Raw genomic sequence first — 16389 nt, 5'->3', positions numbered from 1 at the left:
TTCCTACTAGATTCGGGCCATGGCGGACACGGACACCAAGCGCGAGATCGAGCGCAAGTACGAGGCCGCAGCCGGGGACGAACTGCCCGACCTGACCGGCGTCGCGGGCGTCTCGGCCGTCATCGACAAGGGCGTCGCCGAACTCGACGCCACCTACTACGACACGCCCGACGAACGCCTGGCCCGCGCCCGTCTGACCCTGCGCCGCCGCACCGGAGGCGACGACGCAGGCTGGCACCTCAAGCTGCCGGTCGCCGACGGCGTCCGCGACGAGATCCGCGCCCCGCTCTCCGACACCGTCCCCCGGACCCTCTCCGCCCTCGTCCGCTCCCGCGTCCGCGACACCCCCCTCGTCCCTCTCGTCCGCCTGCGCTCCGCCCGCCGGGTCCGCCACCTCGTCGACGCCGACGGTGCCCTGCTCGCCGAGGTCAGCCTCGACCACGTCCGCGCCGAGCGGATCGGCGGCGGCACCGGCACCGCCGCCTGGACCGAGATCGAGGTCGAACTGGCGGACGACGGCAACCCCCGCTTCCTCGACAAGGTCGAGAAGAGGCTCCGCAAGGCCGGAGTGCACCGCTCACCGTCCCCCTCCAAGCTCGCCAGGGCACTGCAGGAGACCGGCGGGCGCTCCGCGACCGACGAGCAGCCGCCACCGGTCACCGCGGGCGACCACGTCCTCGCCTACGTCCGTGCCCAACGGGACGCGATCGTCGCCCTCGACCCCGCGGTACGCCAGGACGTCTTCGACTCCGTGCACGCCCTGCGCGTGGCCACCCGCCGGCTGCGCAGCACACTCCGCTCCTACGCCAAGGTCCTCGACCCCGCCGTCACCGCCCCCATCGCCGACGAGCTGAAGTGGCTGGCCGGCGAGCTCGGCGTGGACCGCGACCAGGAGGTGCTGACCGAACGCCTGACGGCCGCCGTCGCCGCACTGCCCCGCCACCTGGTCGTCGGCCCGGTCCGCGGCCGGCTGCGTACCTGGTCCGGTGCGCGGCGCGGCGGCTCCCGGCGCCGGCTCATCGCGGTCCTGGACGGCAAGCGGTACCTGCGGCTGCTGGACGCGCTGGACGCCCTGATCACCGACCCGCCCCTGCTGAAGGCGGCCGCCGGGGACCCGTCCAAGGCGATCGCCAAGGCCGTGCGCAAGGACGTCCGACAGGTCGCCGTACTGGTCCGCCGCGCCCTGGACCTGCCCCCGGGCGACGACCGCGACCTCGCCATCCATGAGGCCCGCAAGAAGGCCAAGCGCACCCGGTACGCCGCCGAGGCCGCCGCACCGGCCCTGGGCGAACCCGCCCAAGCCCTGGCCACGGCGATGAAGTCCCTGCAGACCCTGCTCGGCGACCACCAGGACAGCGTGATGGCCCGGATCGCCCTGCGGGAGCTGTCGGCACAGGCCCACACGGCGGGGGAGAACGCGTTCACGTACGGCGTCCTGTACGGCAGGGAGGAACAACGGGCGGCAGCGGCGGAGGCGGCACTGCCGGAGCTGTGGCGGGCGGTGGAGGCGCAAGCGGACGTCTGAGCGGAGCGGGGAACGCCCCGGACTCCGGACGGGGACGGGACGGGTGGGCGGATCCCTGCGGCCCCCGTCGTCCGGGCGCCTGCGGCCCTCGTCGTCCGGGCGTCCGGAGAGGGGTCCCGACCGCGTTAGGCTGGATGGTCACCCCTGACAGTTCCGTCCAGCTCACGAAAGTCGCGAGATGTCTGCCGAAACCGCTGTATCGGTGTTCCCGCAGCTCGAAGCTCTGCTCCCGCACGTGCAGAAGCCGATCCAGTACGTGGGCGGCGAGCTGAACTCCACCGTCAAGCCGTGGGACGAGTGCGACGTCCGCTGGGCACTCATGTACCCCGACGCGTACGAGGTCGGCCTGCCCAACCAGGGCGTCATGATCCTTTACGAGGTCCTGAACGAGCAACAGGGCGTCCTCGCCGAGCGCACGTACAGCGTGTGGCCGGACCTGGAGGCGCTGATGCGGGAACACAACGTCCCGCAGTTCACCGTCGACAGCCACCGCCCGGTGAAGGCCTTCGACGTGCTCGGCATCAGCTTCTCCACGGAGCTGGGCTACACGAACATGCTGACCGCGCTCGACCTCGCCGGCATCCCGCTGGAGTCCAAGGACCGGACCGACGACGACCCGATCGTCATGGCGGGCGGTCACGCGGCCTTCAACCCCGAGCCGATCGCGGACTTCATCGACTGCGCGGTGATCGGCGACGGCGAGCAGGCGGTCCTGGAGATCAGCAAGATCATCCGCGCCTGGAAGGCCGAGGGCCGCCCCGGCGGCCGCGAGGAACTCCTCTTCCGCCTGGCCAAGACCGGCGGGGTGTACGTCCCGGCCTTCTACGACGTCGAGTACCTCCCCGACGGCCGCATCGCCCGCGTGGTCCCCAACCGCTCGGGCGTCCCGTGGCGCGTGTCGAAGCACACGGTCATGGACCTGGACGAATGGCCCTACCCCAAGCAGCCGCTCGTCCCGCTCGCGGAGACGGTCCACGAGCGCATGTCGGTCGAGATCTTCCGCGGCTGCACCCGAGGCTGCCGCTTCTGCCAGGCCGGTATGATCACGCGCCCCGTGCGCGAACGCTCCATCACGGGCATCGGCGAGATGGTCGACAAGGGCCTGAAGGCGACGGGCTTCGAAGAGGTGGGCCTCCTCTCCCTGTCCTCCGCGGACCACTCGGAGATCGGCGACATCGCCAAGGGCCTGGCGGACCGCTACGAGGACGACAAGATCGGCCTCTCGCTCCCCTCCACCCGCGTGGACGCCTTCAACATCGACCTGGCGAACGAGCTGACCCGCAACGGCCGCCGCTCGGGCCTGACCTTCGCCCCGGAGGGCGGCTCGGAACGCATCCGCAAGGTCATCAACAAGATGGTCTCGGAGGAAGACCTCATCCGCACGGTCGCCACCGCCTACGGCAACGGCTGGCGCCAGGTCAAGCTGTACTTCATGTGCGGTCTGCCCACGGAGACCGACGAGGACGTCCTCCAGATCGCCGACATGGCGACGCGCGTGATCCAGAAGGGCCGCGAGGTCTCGGGCTCCAACGACATCCGCTGCACGGTCTCGATCGGCGGCTTCGTCCCCAAGCCCCACACGCCCTTCCAGTGGGCGCCCCAGCTCTCCGCCGAGGAGACGGACGCGCGCCTGGAGAAGCTGAGGGACAAGATCCGCGGCGACAAGAAGTACGGTCGCTCGATCGGCTTCCGCTACCACGACGGCAAGCCGGGCATCGTGGAGGGCCTCCTGTCGCGCGGCGACCGCCGCATCGGCGCCGTCATCCGCGCGGTCTACGACGACGGCGGCCGCTTCGACGGCTGGCGCGAGCACTTCTCCTACGACCGCTGGATGGCGTGCGCGGAGAAGGCGCTGGCCCCCTTCGGCGTGGACGTCGACTGGTACACCACCCGCGAGCGCACCTACGAGGAGGTCCTCCCCTGGGACCACCTCGACTCGGGCCTCGACAAGGACTGGCTCTGGGAGGACTGGCAGGACGCCCTCGACGAGACGGAGGTCGAGGACTGCCGCTGGACGCCGTGCTTCGACTGCGGGGTGTGTCCGCAGATGGACACGGCCATACAAATCGGCCCGACCGGCAAGAAGTTGCTGCCGCTGACGGTCAAGAAGTCTGCGACCAGCGAACACGCCCACTGACGTGAGTGCCGCATTACGGCGCATCGGCCGAGGCCTTGGCGGATATCAGCGAGGAAGACAGAGCTGCCGTACTGAACGCGCCCGGTGGTCAGGCTAGGCGGCAGAGGCCTGTGCGGGATACGCCGAGAACGCCACTGCCGCCTCCTGGGGGCCCTTCGGACATCCACTCAAAGGTGGAGTGGCTCTGAGTTCCCTACGGCTCCTTGCGCAGTTGCCTGCCGTCCTGAGCCCTCTCCCTGATCAGGAGAGGGCTCGGTGGTTTTCGCAGCACCCGTGCCAAGCCGGCAGGTGCTCTATCTGTCGGGCGCCCCTCGACCATCGCCCTGTCGGGTGGATCAGCAGGATGAAGCGGGATCGTGCGCCCGCGTTGGGGACCTATGGACTCGCGGGCCAGGTCTGCGGTCCGCCACGAGGGATTCGGCAGGCCGGTGCTTCGTGAGGGGTGAGGATGGGACCTTCAATGAGCAAGGTTGCCGTGAGCAAGTTGCCGATGGTCGGCGCGATGTTCTGGGCGACCAAGATCGTCGCAACCACACTGGGCGAGTCGGCATCGAACTTCGTCACGATGGCGCCATTGAACCTCGGCTACGCCGTCGGCGCGATGATCTTCCTACTGGCCTTCGTGGTCACCCTCGCGATGCAGCTCAAGGCCGACCGCTTCCGCCCGGTGGTGTTCTGGTCGGTCATTCTGACCACCAGCATCGTGGGCACCTCGATGTCCGACTACATCAACCGCACGGCCGGGCTCGGCTACGCCGGTGGCTCGATTCTGCTGACCAGCCTGCTGGCAATCGTGCTGATCGGGTGGCGGATGACCGGACAAACCATGGATGTCGAGCGGATCGCCACCACGGAGGGCGAGGTCTTGTACTGGACCGCGACATTGGTGTCCAACACGCTGGGCACCTCCAGCGGTGACTTCCTTTCCGGCGGTCTGGGCCTCGGCTTCCGAGACAGCTCTCTGTTGCTGTGCGGGGCCATGCTCGTGATCCTTGCCACGCATTATCTGACCCCGATCTCGGGCACGGTGCTGTTTTGGGCGGCCTACGTGTTGACGCGCCCGCTCGGAGCGGTGGTGGAGAACGCGGTGGAAAAGCCCGTCACACAGGGCGGACTTGGAGTAGGAACCACGATCACCTCATCCGCGCTGCTCGCTGTCTTGGCCATTCTGGTGGGCCGGCAGATGCTCACCGACCGCCGACAGACCCGCACGGTGGATACCCTCTCCCCAACCGACAGCCACGATCGCCAGCCCGTCGACCCATCAACGGCACCCTTGTCGGCGGACTACGCGGGCAAACCTAGCCGCCACAGGCCGAAGGGGAGCGGTCGGGCCGATCGCTGAGCCGAGTGGGGCTGAAGCTGTCACATGAGGGCGGCGCCGAGCCTGTCCGAGATCTCTCCGGTGCCTTCGGCGTAGCCCGCTCGCCGTGAACACGGCGTGCCCAGCCGCCGTAAATCGTGGCACCGGAAGCGTTCCGGTGCCACGACGATCCTTGGCCTCCTCCGCCTCCGGCGCGGGTGAGGTTGGCAGGTAAAGCACGGTGGGCGCACTGACGCAAGATCCATGGTGCGCACGCCCGTTCAGATCGACCTTGTCAGGGTCGAACGGAGATCCACCCCCCACAAGTACAGGAGCACCCTTCTTGACGTCGACGAAGTCTGTGATGAAGAAGCTGCCTGAGGTCACGCTGGCGTTCTGGATCATGAAGATCGCTGCGACGACCCTGGGTGAGACGGCGGGCGACCTGTTCTCCCAGACGCTCAAGCTCGGCTATTTCCTCACCACGATCGCCCTGTTCCTGATTTTCGTGGTGACACTGGTCGTGCAGCTGCGGTCCGCGCGCTACAACCCGTTTTTCTACTGGACCGTGATCCTGTCGACCAGCATGGCCGGCACCACGATGTCCGACTTCATGAACCGCGACGCCAGCGACAAGTACCTCTCGGGCGGCGCCACTTCACTGGGCTGGGGCCCGCAGGGCCTCGGCCTCGGCTACCCGGAGGGAGCCGCAATCCTGATCTCGGTCCTCCTGGCGATCTTCCTCGTCTGGAGGATCAGCGGGATGACGTTCCAGATCCGGGACATCGTCACCTTCAAGGGCGAGGCCCTGTTCTGGGCGGCGATCCTCGTCTCCAACACCCTCGGTACCTCGATGGGCGACTTCCTGTCCGACAGCTCCGGACTCGGCTACCTGGGCGGTGCGGCGCTGGTGTCCAGCGTGCTGGTCGTGCTGGTCGTTTTGATGAAGGTGCCTGCCGTCCCGAACGTCCTCCTGTTCTGGATCGCCTTCGTCCTCACCCGCCCCCTCGGCGCCACCGCCGGCGACTTCCTCACCAAGCCGGTCGCCAAGGGCGGACTGAACCTCGGCACCGCGGGTTCCTCGGCCGTGCTGCTCGCGCTCCTGTTCGGCCTGATGGCCTACGCCCACATCCAGGAGCACAAGGCCGTCACGCCGAGCCTTGAGACTGTCGGCCCGGAGGTCGCAGCGGCCCGCCAGGAAGCAAGTCCTCGGTAAGCACTGGTCGGGGCGCGAATCCTCGCCCAGGGGGCCGGAAGTTCACGGATACGAATTCCGCGATCTGGCAGAGAAACGGTCAGGGAGCGCCTCCTCACTACGGGTAGGTGACCCTGGCTCGTTGCGTGATGCCCCTTGGACGTCACGCTGCGGGATGACCATTATCTGAGTCTGAGACCAGAGGTCCTGCGCCGATCGGTGGCTTCTTCGTGTGCGGTAAACCGCGCAGAACTGTCCACGGCGCTGAATCGGCCCAGTCTTCGGTGTGGTTCAGCCCGCAGATGGACACGCACCTCCAGGTGGGTCCGACCGGCAGGAAGTTGCTGCCCCTGACGGTCAAGAACGCAGGTCAGGCGCCGGCTTCGAGTGGTCACGCGCACTGAGGTGGGCGAGGCACCCGATCGGGTGTCGGAGGCGCTGGCGGGGGTGAGCGAGGAGGAGGCTTTCGGAAGTCGCCCGGCATCGCCCGCCACGTGATGCCGCCCGCGACCAGGTAGCGCACAGCATCCAACATCTGCCGGTGGCAGTAGCCCTCCGGCTGACCGCCCTTGCGTTCATCCACGCCGGAACCGGCATCGCCTCCCGCACGACCGCTCACTCGGCGTCGCTCATGTCCAAGGGACACCGCGGTTCGCGGTGTCCCTTGGACACCGCGGTTCGCGGTGCGGATGGTCGCCCGCGTTCCCGAACCGGTGAGACCGGTGAGCGAGGTGATCACACGACCGGGCCATCAGGTTGGAACTCCACGGGCACGAAACCGCGAGACTGCGACACAGCGCCTCCTGACCAGGTCGTTGGGACTTCGACAACCACGAGCTGGACAGGAGGTCCTCCCTTCATGCACGCGGCAGCCGAAGATCACGCGACCGAGTCACCGCACTCGAACGGGCGCCCAACCCGGTACGACAACGGCTTCACATCACTGTGCCGCTTCGGATTCGACTCTCGCCTGCGCGCGGCAGCCGGTCACGGGCCGCGGTCCGGGCTGCGGCCCTTTCACTGCTGATGGTGGCCGCGGCGGCCCGATCGGGTGATGGCCCGCCCGCGGAGAGTGTCGGCGTTGGCGCGGCCGGGAACGTGGGCCAGTCTTGTCGCGGAAGGGAGGCCCGCCGAACATGGCCGTGCACAGCTTCGGATCTCCGCGCCCCGCCCGCTACGGAGCGGAGTTCTGCCAGGCGAGGCTCACCGTCCCCCTCCAGGCCGGTAGCTACGAACTGTGGTGTTCCCTCGCTGAACACCGGGAACTCAGCATGGACACCCACCTCCAGGTCGGCGGGAACGGCCCGGCGTCACCGGCCCCCGGCGGCGCCGCCGCGACCGCGACCGGGCAGTAGCGATGGCTCCCGGTCCCGGCGGCCGCCCGCACCGCACCGCCATCAGCAGGCACACGGTCGTACGCGTGCTGCTCCAAGTGCTGACCGCGGCCGCACTGGCCGTGGACGCTTACGTGCACGCCAGCCTCGCCTCTCCGTATGACCGGGTCGGGCGGCAGATCAGCCAGGGAACGTTGTTCCGCCTCGAAGCCGCCGTGGCGTCCCTGGCCGCGCTGTTGGTCCTGCTGCTCGGTCGCCGGCGGCCGGTGTGGGTGTTCGCGTTCCTGGTGTCCGTCTCCGCGCTGGGCGCAGTGCTGCTCTATGGGTACGTGAACGTGGGCGCTCTCGGCCCGCTGCCGAACATGTACGAGCCGTTCTGGGGGCCGAAGCGGATCGCCAGCGCGATCGCCGAGGCCGTCGGCGCCGTGGCCGCGCTCGTCGGCTTTCTGGTCACCGGTCCGCCGCGCTCCGCGTCCACTCGGGCCGACGCTCCTCGGGGCGACGAGGCCGACGGTGGGGGCGGCTGATCAATGTACGGCCGGCTGCCCGGCCCGCAAGCGCGCGCCTTCTATCCATGTGCTATGTGCGAGAATTGGAACTACGGCACATTGGTGCTCAAGGCAAGCGAGAGGAGTGCCTCATGATCGCCAAGCTGCTCGCCAAGTTGTCCTTCACCCGCAACTACGGTGCGTACGGGGCCCACGACTGGGGCACGCACACCGGCGACGACAGGGTGTGACCACACGTTCGGCGGGCGCCCCCGGGCTCCCGCCGGCTCCTGGCCGCACTGCCGACGATATCGGCCTGACTGGTACGAGAAGTCAGGGGCGATCCCATGGGCCGAGTGCATGAGCCGCCGCGGTTGCCCGGAGGCAGTTTCGCGGCCTGGAGCCGCGACCGGCTGGCACTGGCGCGCCGTGGCGCTGACGAGTGCGGGGACGTGTGGCAGCTGGAGTCCGGTGTCTACGTAGCCGCTACGGCCGGGGTGTGTGAAGCGGTCCTGCGCCGCGCGCAGGACTTCCCCAAGCCGTCCTCGCCCCTCTTTCCGCCGTTGAAGCGGACCGGCGGAGCGCCCACGCCCGAGGAACGGGTGCACGCTCGCGCCGCCCGCATGCGCGGACTGCGCCCGCAGGCGGTTGCAGCCCGGATCGGTGAGATCGCGTCCGGGACCGCTCGACTTGCCGACCAGTGGCCCACGGGCCGGGACGTCGAGATTCTGCCCCTGGTCCGGCCCGTCCTGGCGGAGATCGGCGTGCGCTACCTCTTCTCCGAAGACGCGCCCACGCTGCTGCCCTTCGCCTGGCAGCTCTTCGTGGCCCGGGAGGTGCTCGTACGCCCCTCGCACTGGGTGTGGCCGCGCTGGGTCCCCACGCCGGCACGGCGGTTCCGCACCCGGCGACAGGTCGCCTTCACCAACGCTTTGCGGTCCATCGTCCGCCGACGCCGTTCATCGGGCCGGCTCGGTGACGACGTGCTGGGACAGATGCTCCGGCCCTCCTCCCGCCACGGCCCGCTGTCGGAAGAAGTCATCCTCGACACCCTCCCCGGAATCACCGTCGCCACCTTCGAGACACCCTCCCGGGCAGCCGGATGGATCCTGCTCCACCTGGCCCGATACGCCCAGGCCGCGGACCGCGTCGCGGCCGAGGCAGCTCTGCTGCCCGCCGACCCGGCCTCGACGACCAGCACTCACCTCGACAACCTGCAGTACACCCAGGCGCTGGTACGCGAAGTGCTCCGACTGCACCCCCCGAGCTGGCTGCTCACCCGGCGCGCCCCGCAGCAGACTCAGCTCGCCGACTACACCATCGACGCCGGATCCACCGTTCTCGTCTGTCCCTACACCGCCCACCGCGACGCACGGGAACACCCCGAACCGGACCGGTTCCGGCCCGAACGCTGGCTCGACGATTCGGGCTCGTCGGGGAAACCCGGGGTCTTCCTCGGCTTCGGTACCGGGCCGCACGGCTGCGAGGGAGCCGCCCTGGCCATGGCGATGCTGACGCTCATGACCGCGCAGACAGCCCGCCGCTACCACTTGAGCGAGCCGCCCGGCCCGGAACCCGGCTACCGGGTCACCACCTTCGAAGGTCTCGCAACCGCCGGCCTGCACCTGCGTGCCACCTTGCGCGGCTGACGGCAGCCCTGCTTTCGGTGGCAGGCCGCCTCCACCCGCGAACAACGAACGTCGATAAAGCCCGCCTGCCGTTCCACACGCGCTCGGATCACCGGCTCATGGTTCGCTCATCGTGTGTCGCCGGTCGAACTCGTTGGCGAGAATGCCCATCATGACGAGGTCGTGGTGCCGGCCGGCGAAGAAGACGTGTTCCCGCAAGCGCCCCTCCTCGGTGAAGCCGAGCCCACGAAAAAGTGCCAGTGATGCCTCGTTGTGGGCCAAAACCGCTGCCAGGCACTTGTGATAGCGCCGCTCGGCGAACATGAAGCGCAGCAGCAGCGCCACGGCTTCCGTCGCGTAGCCCTTGCGACGGTGGCCGGCGCTGATGGTGATATCGAATTCGAACCAGCCTGAGCGAGGACCGGTGCGATGTGAGCCGACCGTGCCGACCAGCTCTCCCGTGGCCGTCGCTTCGACCGCCAACCGGAAGCGGTCGTCATCGCACTCGGCAACGGCCTGCTCCTTCGCCCAGGCACGGTAGCTCTCGGCAGACCTCGGCAGATCCAGCCGGCCCCCTCGCGGCCCGTCATCGTCGGCGAAACGCGCGAACGCCGCCCAGTCGTCGGGCTCGACAGCGCGCAGGCGTACCCGATTACCGGTCCAGGACGATGCCATGCCCCATTTGATCACGCTGCTGTGCGCGCGAGGCCGACAGGCACGCCGAGGCAGGCGTTGCCCGCCGTGCTCCGTTTGGGCTGCCGCCGGTCACCGCTCCAGGAGTTCGATCCGACCTCTACAGACTCGGCGTCTCGCTGCCGTGCCGCGTACGCCGGTTCTCCACCGAGGTACGCTGCTGTCCAGCCTCGTTGATGTCAATGTCGGCTGTCAGGCGTTCGTCTCCCGGGCCATCGGACTCGCCGGTATGGGTGCTGCTGTTACGGTGGTTTTGTGACGGTTTTCCGGCGTGCCATGCCACATGGTTTCCGTCGAAACGGCAATCCGAAAGAGCGCCGCTTGCGTAACCAAGACGCAGCCACACCAGGGATACGTGCCCGGTCAGGTGCCGATCACCTGAGCCGCGGTGATCAATTCCTTCCATGGGGGCCCGACGAGCGCGGCCCCCTCCTCGCGCTTCGCAGTGACGGGCAGCGGCCGGATCCTCCGTCGTTGCGCGCCGCAGTGGCGCCGGCTTGAGGGTCTGCAACTCCCACTCCCTGTGGAGGTCGGGGTGAAAGTTGTCGTTGATCTTTCCCGATGCAAGGGGTACGCGCAGTGCGCGTTCCTGGCTCCGGAGGCGTTCCGGATGCACGGTGAGGAAGCGCTCATGTACGACGCCAACCCCGATGACGTCTGGCGCGACCAGGTGCTACGCGCCGCGGCGGCCTGCCCGGTCCAGGCGATCCTGGTCGACCGGCTGGAGGCACGGCACGCACCGGCGGAGGCGTCGCCGTCATGACCAGTGCCGACAACCTGCGTGCGTTCAAACGCGATGGCCGCGTCGTGGTCGTCGGGGCTTCCCTGGCGGGGCTGCGGGCCGCGGAGGCTCTACGGGACGAGGGTTTCACCGGATCGTTGACCATGATCGGTGACGAGTTGGGCGAGCCCTACGACCGGCCTCCCCTGTCCAAACAAGTACTGACCGGGTGGGTGCCGGCCAGGGGCACCGCTTTGCCCCGCCGTCGTGGCATCGATGCGGAGTGGCTGCTGGGCGTGCCCGCCAGCGGGCTGGACCTCGCGACGAAACACGTGCGTCTCGCCGACGGACGCGAAGTTCCCTTCGACCGGGTGCTGATCTCTACCGGGGTACGGGCCCGGCCGTGGTTCGTCGAGTCCGAGGCGGCCCTGGACGGAGTGTTCGTCGTACGTACTCGCGAGCATGCCGAGAGCCTGCAGCGGGCCCTCGCCGCCGGGCCTTCCCGCGTTCTGGTGATCGGTGCGGGATTCACCGGCTCCGAGATCGCCTCCGTCTGCCGCGAGCGGGACATCCCGGTGACCGTGGCCGAACTCGGGGCGGCCCCGCTGGTCGGGGCGCTCGGCGCCATGATCGGTGAGGTTGCGGCGGGCATGCAGCGCGCTCATGGTGTCGACCTGCGGTGCGGTGTCAAGGTCGCCCGGCTGGAGGGCGACGCGCAGGGACGGTTTCGCCGTGCTCACTTCGACGACGGCAGTACGGTCGATGCCGATGTGGCGGTGGTGGCACTCGGGAGCATCCGCAACACCGAGTGGCTACGGGAGTCGGGACTGGCGGCGGGCGTGTGGGGAATCACCTGCGACACGGGCTGCCGCGCCCTCGACATCAACGGCCGCGTCACCGAAGACGTCTTCGCCGCGGGAGACGTGGCACGTTGCCCGAACCCCATCTACGAGTCCCGGCTCATCGCACAGGAGCATTGGGCCAACGCCGTGGAACAGGCCGAGGTCGCGGCACACAACATGGTCAGCGCCCAGGCGGACCGCCGGCACCACCTGTCCATCCCGCTGTTCTGGTCGATCCAGTTCGGCGTCAACATCAAGTCCGTCGGCGTGCCGACCTTCGCCGACGAGGTGGTCGTCACCCAGGGATCGCTGGACGACCACCGTTTCGTCACCGCATACGGCTATCGGGGCCGCGTCACGGCTGCCGTGAGCTTCAACAACGGCAAGTGGCTGGACCACTACCGACGGTTGATCGAGACGGCCGCACCTTTCCCGCCCCCCTGCCCCACGCCGGACCAGCCGGCCGACACGAAACCGGTGCCCGTCGACTTCCCCGGCCCCGCCCTGCTCGCGCAGGGCGCCACGGTGGTCGTCACAGGCCATGACCCGGGTGAGCGTCGGGCCACGGCCGTGCACCGGCATCGACAGGAGGAAGGTCAGACGACCACGACCACGACCGGGACGCCCGGCACGCTGCAACGGATCTTCGACTACTCCACCCGGGCCGACCCCTACCCGCTGTATGCCGAGTTGCGCAGGACGCCGGTGGCCCGGCAGGAGGACGACAGCTACGTCATCAGCACCTATCGCGAGATCACGGACATGCTGAATGACCCGCATCTGAGTTCCGACCTGCGCAATCTGTCGCGTCCGATGCCCCCAGCCGAGGAAGGGGCCACGTCGTCGTTCATCCACATGGACTCGCCCGAGCACGATCGCCTGCGGCGTATGGTGATGCGTCACTTCGGCCCTCCGCACACCCCTGGACTGGTGACCGGACTTGAAGGCTTCCTGGCCGCCACCGTCGGCAGCCTGATCGACGATTTGGCGGGCAAGGAGCAGATCGACGTCGTCGACGATTTCGCCTTCCCGTTCCCCGTGACCGTGACCTGCCACTTGCTCGGCGTGCCCCGCGAGGACGAGCCGCTGTTCCACCTCTGGGTGAACGACATCATGAACTCGATCGACTACAACCCCGAGACCGACCCGAAGGAGAAACTGGACAAGGGCGTACAGGCCCGCAAGGACTTGCGCCAGCGCCTCGGCGAGCTGGTGGATCAGCGCCACGGCCGGCCAGGAGACGACCTGCTGTCACGGCTGGCAAACGACGACGGGCCCGACGGCCGGATGACCGACGCCGAAATCGTCGCCACCGCCAGACTGCTCCTCATCGCCGGTCATGAGACCGTCGTCAACCTCATCACCAACGGGATGCTGACGCTGCTGCGCCACCCGCAGGTGCTGCAGCGACTGCGCCACGAACCGGGCCTCGTCGTGCCGCTGGTCGAGGAACTGCTGCGCTACGAGCCCCCCGTGCACATCATTCCCTGGCGGGCGGCGTACAGCGACATCACCGTTGCCGACACCGTCATCCCCAAGGGTTCACGGATCATGCTCATGCTGGCCTCGGGCAGCCGCGATCCGAAGCGCTTCCACGATCCCGACCGCTTCGACCCGGATCGGCGTGACAACCAGCACCTGGGGTTCGGCAGCGGCATCCACCTGTGCTTCGGCGGCCCGCTGGCCCGGCGGGAGACCCAGATCGCGCTGACCGAGCTGGTACGCCGGCTCGACCGCCCCAGGCTGGTCGCCGACCCGCCGCCGTACCGGCGCAGCCCCGTTCTTCGGGGTCCGATCCATCTGCACATCGAGCAGGGTGACGGTTGACACGGCGCCGAGGGCAGCTGCAAGGCCGCGCCGCGGCGGCCCGACCGGCCGGCTCCGCATTCGACAGTGACTCGCTACCCTCCTCAGCTCCCATCCCGTCCACCGTCTGATCCGTCATATCCGGTCATATCCAATGGCCGGCCCGGCCGCCTGTCCGGATGGTTGCCTGCGTTCCCGAACCGGTGCGCGAGGCAGTCGCACGACCGGGTAGCCGAACCGGACCCGCCGGGCCATGTCCCCTTCGGGTGAATCCGCCGGCTCACCGCCCGGCAGGGCCGGCGCGTCGCGCGAGCGTCGGGCGCGTAGCCCCGGTGGTGGTGGCCTGGAGGATCAGGTCGGTGACGGCGTCGGAGCGCGCGATCAGGGACACGTGACAGGAGCCGATCTCCACGGTGCGGGAACCGGCGCGCTTGGCCTCGAAGCGTTCCCGATCCGGACTGGTGGTCATGCCCTGACGGCCGACCAGGGCCCAGGAGGGGATGTCCTTCCACACCGCGACCTGGGCCTTCTCCGAGAACGCGGTGCTGGCCGCGGGCCGCTGGGCCACCGCCGGCAGATTCGCCTCGCTCGCCGGCAGGCAGGTGGCGAAGACCGGGTGGACCTTGTCCCGCTCGAGGTACAGGTCGGTTCCGCCGGCGTCGCCCGTTCGGTGGGGCACGGATGTGGTGGCGGTGCCCAGGGTGCTGGGGAAGCGGGCGGACAGCGACATGCCGCTTTCGCCCACGTCGGGCATCAGCGCTTCCGCGGGACCACAGCACCGCTGCGTGAACGCTATGTGCGTACACCCCGGAGGAAAGCGAGAACGCTCATCCGCTGCAATCGGGTGAAACCGGCGTCACGGGCCGTCCGTCGAGCGACATGTCCTCCGTGCGGTGGCAGGGCGCCCGGAGGGCGCCTGCGGGGGCAAACCCCCGCAGGGACAGGCACGTTGGCCGGATGGGAAGGGCGGTCGTGATCCACGAGGCTCATCGGCATGAAGCAGACCCGCAGCACAAGAGCGGTCCGGACCGCCCTGTCCGCCGCCGTCCACTGTCTCGCCGCCCCGCTGACCGTCTCCCCGACCGCATCCGCATCCGCGTCCGCGTCCGCCGTGGCCCCTCCCTGAACTGGACCAGGTGCGAGGGCAGCGGGCTCGATCCCCGACAGCGGTGTGCGTCCGTCGAGGTGCCGATGGACTACGCCGACCCGGGCGGCCGGAAGATCGACGTCATGGTCTCCCGCATCCCCGGCGAGAAGCCGCCCGCCGCGGCGCGCTGCTGCTGATCCCCGGCGGCCCCGGAGGGTCCAGCCTCGACGACCCGTCGGGCAAGGGGCAGAAGCTGCCGCAGGAGGTGCGGGACTCCTACGACCTGATCGGTTTCGCGCCGCGCGGGCTCGCGCCCTCCACCGCCGTCAGCTGCGGTCTCGAACACGGCGACCTCGCCCTGTCGAAGCTGCGGCCCTGGCCTGCGGCCGACGGGTCGGTCACCGGGAACATGGCCACCGCGCGGCGTATGGCGGAGGCCTGCGCACGCAACGGAGGTGAGCTGATCCGGCACATCAGCACGGTCGACGAGGCGCGCCCCGACCGGGACGTCCGCGGCCCGAAGGAGCCGTCACGCCGTGGCTCGTACGTGTGATCTTCGAGGTCTCCCGCGGAGGGGTTTCGCGAGCCGGCACCGCCGGGCACCCGGAGATGCGGGTGCCCGGCGGGAACGTTTGGGCCGCCCGGAACGTAATCTAGGTAGGAGTACCACCGCTCTCACGAAGGACTGAACGACACTGGGCAAGCGACAGCCCGAAGGCCCGCCGCCCGCACCTGCGGTGCAGCGCATCCGACTGCGCTACACCAAGCGCGGCCGCCTCCGGTTCACCAGCCACCGTGACTTCCAGCGCGCCTTCGAGCGTGCGCTGCGCCGTGCCGAGGTGCCGATGGCGTACTCGGCGGGGTTCACGCCGCATCCGAAGGTGTCGTACGCCAATGCCGCACCCACCGGCACGGGCAGTGAGGCGGAGTACCTGGAGATCGCGCTCACCGAGGCGCGCGACCCGGAGCGACTGCGCGTCCTCCTCGACGAGTCGTTGCCCGCGGGGCTCGACGTCCTGGAGGCGGTCGAGGCCCGCACGCCGGGGCTCGCCGACCGGCTGACGGCCTCCGTGTGGGAGCTGCGGCTGGACGGTGTGGATCCGGCCGAGGCGGACCGCGCGGTGGCGGCCTTCAACGCGGCCGGGAGTGTCGAGGTCCAGCGCCTGACCAAGAACGGCATGCGCACCTTCGACGCCCGCCCGGCCGTCGCGAGCCTGGAGAGCGTGGAAAACCACAGTTCGCGGGCTGATAGGCCGAGCGGCCAGCCCTGTGCGATACTGCGGCTGGTTGTTCGGCACGTGACGCCTGCCGTACGACCCGACGACGTCCTGTCCGGTCTCCGCGCCGTGGCCGACCTGGCGCCGCCGGTCCCCGCAGCGGTGACCAGGCTGGCGCAGGGGCTGTTCGATGAAGAGACCGGCACGGTGACCGACCCGCTCGCGCCCGACCGCGAGGCAGCAGCGACCGAGCCGCATCCGGCCGCCGCCACTGCCGCCGCGACGGCGTCGGCGTAAGGGAGGTCCCGCGTAGGGACGGACGTCGTAGCGCCGCCCTCGTACTCGGGAGCCACCTGGGTCGGGCAGCGCACCGACCAGAAGACTTTCGCCAGGCCGTGCACGACAAGGAGTAC

The 16389-nt window shown here is 69.3% G+C and carries 12 protein-coding genes and 2 pseudogenes; 12 read left to right on the top strand and 2 right to left on the bottom strand.

Features of this window, described 5'->3' with window-relative positions; all coding sequences use genetic code 11:
- The first annotated feature begins 19 nt into the window (after window positions 1-19).
- The 7 genes from ACFYZJ_RS13970 (at window position 20) to ACFYZJ_RS13940 (ending at window position 9631) form a co-directional block, all read left to right on the top strand.
- Complete coding sequence (locus ACFYZJ_RS13970) at window positions 20-1525, top strand: CHAD domain-containing protein (protein WP_388566893.1); 1506 nt, start codon at window positions 20-22, stop codon at window positions 1523-1525.
- A 178-nt stretch (window positions 1526-1703) separates the two neighbouring features.
- A complete protein-coding gene (locus ACFYZJ_RS13965) occupies window positions 1704-3662 on the top strand; it encodes a TIGR03960 family B12-binding radical SAM protein (RefSeq protein WP_388566890.1) in 1959 nt (652 codons plus the stop codon).
- 460 nt (window positions 3663-4122) lie between these two features.
- On the top strand, window positions 4123-5007 hold the full coding sequence (locus ACFYZJ_RS13960; RefSeq protein WP_388566887.1) for a hypothetical protein: 885 nt from the start codon (window positions 4123-4125) through the stop codon (window positions 5005-5007).
- A 322-nt stretch (window positions 5008-5329) separates the two neighbouring features.
- Window positions 5330-6181, top strand: a complete 852-nt coding sequence (locus ACFYZJ_RS13955) for a hypothetical protein (protein WP_388566883.1) — start codon at window positions 5330-5332, stop codon at window positions 6179-6181.
- Window positions 6182-7296: 1115 nt separating this feature from the next.
- Window positions 7297-7515 carry a hypothetical protein gene (locus tag ACFYZJ_RS13950; protein ID WP_388566880.1) on the top strand — a complete coding sequence of 73 codons (219 nt, stop codon included), beginning with the start codon at window positions 7297-7299 and terminating at the stop codon, window positions 7513-7515.
- Window positions 7516-7517: 2 nt separating this feature from the next.
- Window positions 7518-8021 carry a hypothetical protein gene (locus ACFYZJ_RS13945; RefSeq protein WP_388566877.1) on the top strand — a complete coding sequence of 168 codons (504 nt, stop codon included), beginning with the start codon at window positions 7518-7520 and terminating at the stop codon, window positions 8019-8021.
- A 308-nt stretch (window positions 8022-8329) separates the two neighbouring features.
- Window positions 8330-9631: a cytochrome P450 gene (locus ACFYZJ_RS13940; RefSeq protein ID WP_388566875.1), complete on the top strand. Its 1302-nt coding sequence runs from the start codon at window positions 8330-8332 to the stop codon at window positions 9629-9631.
- Between the two features lie 96 nt (window positions 9632-9727).
- Here ACFYZJ_RS13940 and ACFYZJ_RS13935 read toward each other — a convergent pair whose 3' ends face one another.
- On the bottom strand, window positions 9728-10285 hold the full coding sequence (locus ACFYZJ_RS13935; protein WP_388566873.1) for a GNAT family N-acetyltransferase: 558 nt from the start codon (window positions 10283-10285) through the stop codon (window positions 9728-9730).
- 553 nt (window positions 10286-10838) lie between these two features.
- On the opposite strand from ACFYZJ_RS13935, the gene ACFYZJ_RS13930 reads away from it, so the two are divergent.
- The 3 genes and pseudogenes from ACFYZJ_RS13930 to ACFYZJ_RS13920 all read left to right on the top strand — a co-directional run bounded on the left by ACFYZJ_RS13930 (window position 10839) and on the right by ACFYZJ_RS13920 (window position 13693).
- The gene (locus ACFYZJ_RS13930; RefSeq protein WP_388566870.1) at window positions 10839-11066 is read left to right on the top strand and encodes a ferredoxin; all 228 of its coding nucleotides are present in this window, start codon (window positions 10839-10841) and stop codon (window positions 11064-11066) included.
- Window positions 11063-12439 (top strand): annotated as a pseudogene (locus ACFYZJ_RS13925) (NAD(P)/FAD-dependent oxidoreductase); the annotation flags it as partial. The gene ACFYZJ_RS13930 and the pseudogene ACFYZJ_RS13925, both read left to right, overlap by 4 nt.
- Before the next feature lie 189 nt (window positions 12440-12628).
- Window positions 12629-13693, top strand: coding sequence for a cytochrome P450 (locus tag ACFYZJ_RS13920; protein ID WP_388567607.1), 1065 nt, complete (start codon window positions 12629-12631; stop codon window positions 13691-13693).
- A gap of 259 nt (window positions 13694-13952) precedes the next feature.
- On the opposite strand, the gene ACFYZJ_RS13915 is transcribed toward ACFYZJ_RS13920, so the two are convergent.
- Window positions 13953-14426, bottom strand: coding sequence for a hypothetical protein (locus ACFYZJ_RS13915; protein WP_388566868.1), 474 nt, complete (start codon window positions 14424-14426; stop codon window positions 13953-13955).
- Between the two features lie 240 nt (window positions 14427-14666).
- Here ACFYZJ_RS13915 and ACFYZJ_RS13910 point away from each other — a divergent pair.
- Window positions 14667-15255 (top strand): annotated as a pseudogene (locus ACFYZJ_RS13910) (alpha/beta hydrolase); the annotation flags it as partial.
- Between the two features lie 241 nt (window positions 15256-15496).
- Entirely contained in the window at window positions 15497-16273 is a 777-nt protein-coding gene (locus tag ACFYZJ_RS13905; RefSeq protein ID WP_388566865.1) for a TIGR03936 family radical SAM-associated protein, read from the top strand.
- Window positions 16274-16389: the final 116 nt, after the last annotated feature.

It is taken from the genome of Streptomyces sp. NPDC001848 (assembly GCF_042891915.1).
In the GTDB taxonomy this organism is placed as follows: Bacteria; Actinomycetota; Actinomycetes; order Streptomycetales; family Streptomycetaceae; genus Streptomyces.
Note: the sequence above shows the minus strand (reverse complement) of the source record. Positions and strands in the feature narration are given on the sequence as shown.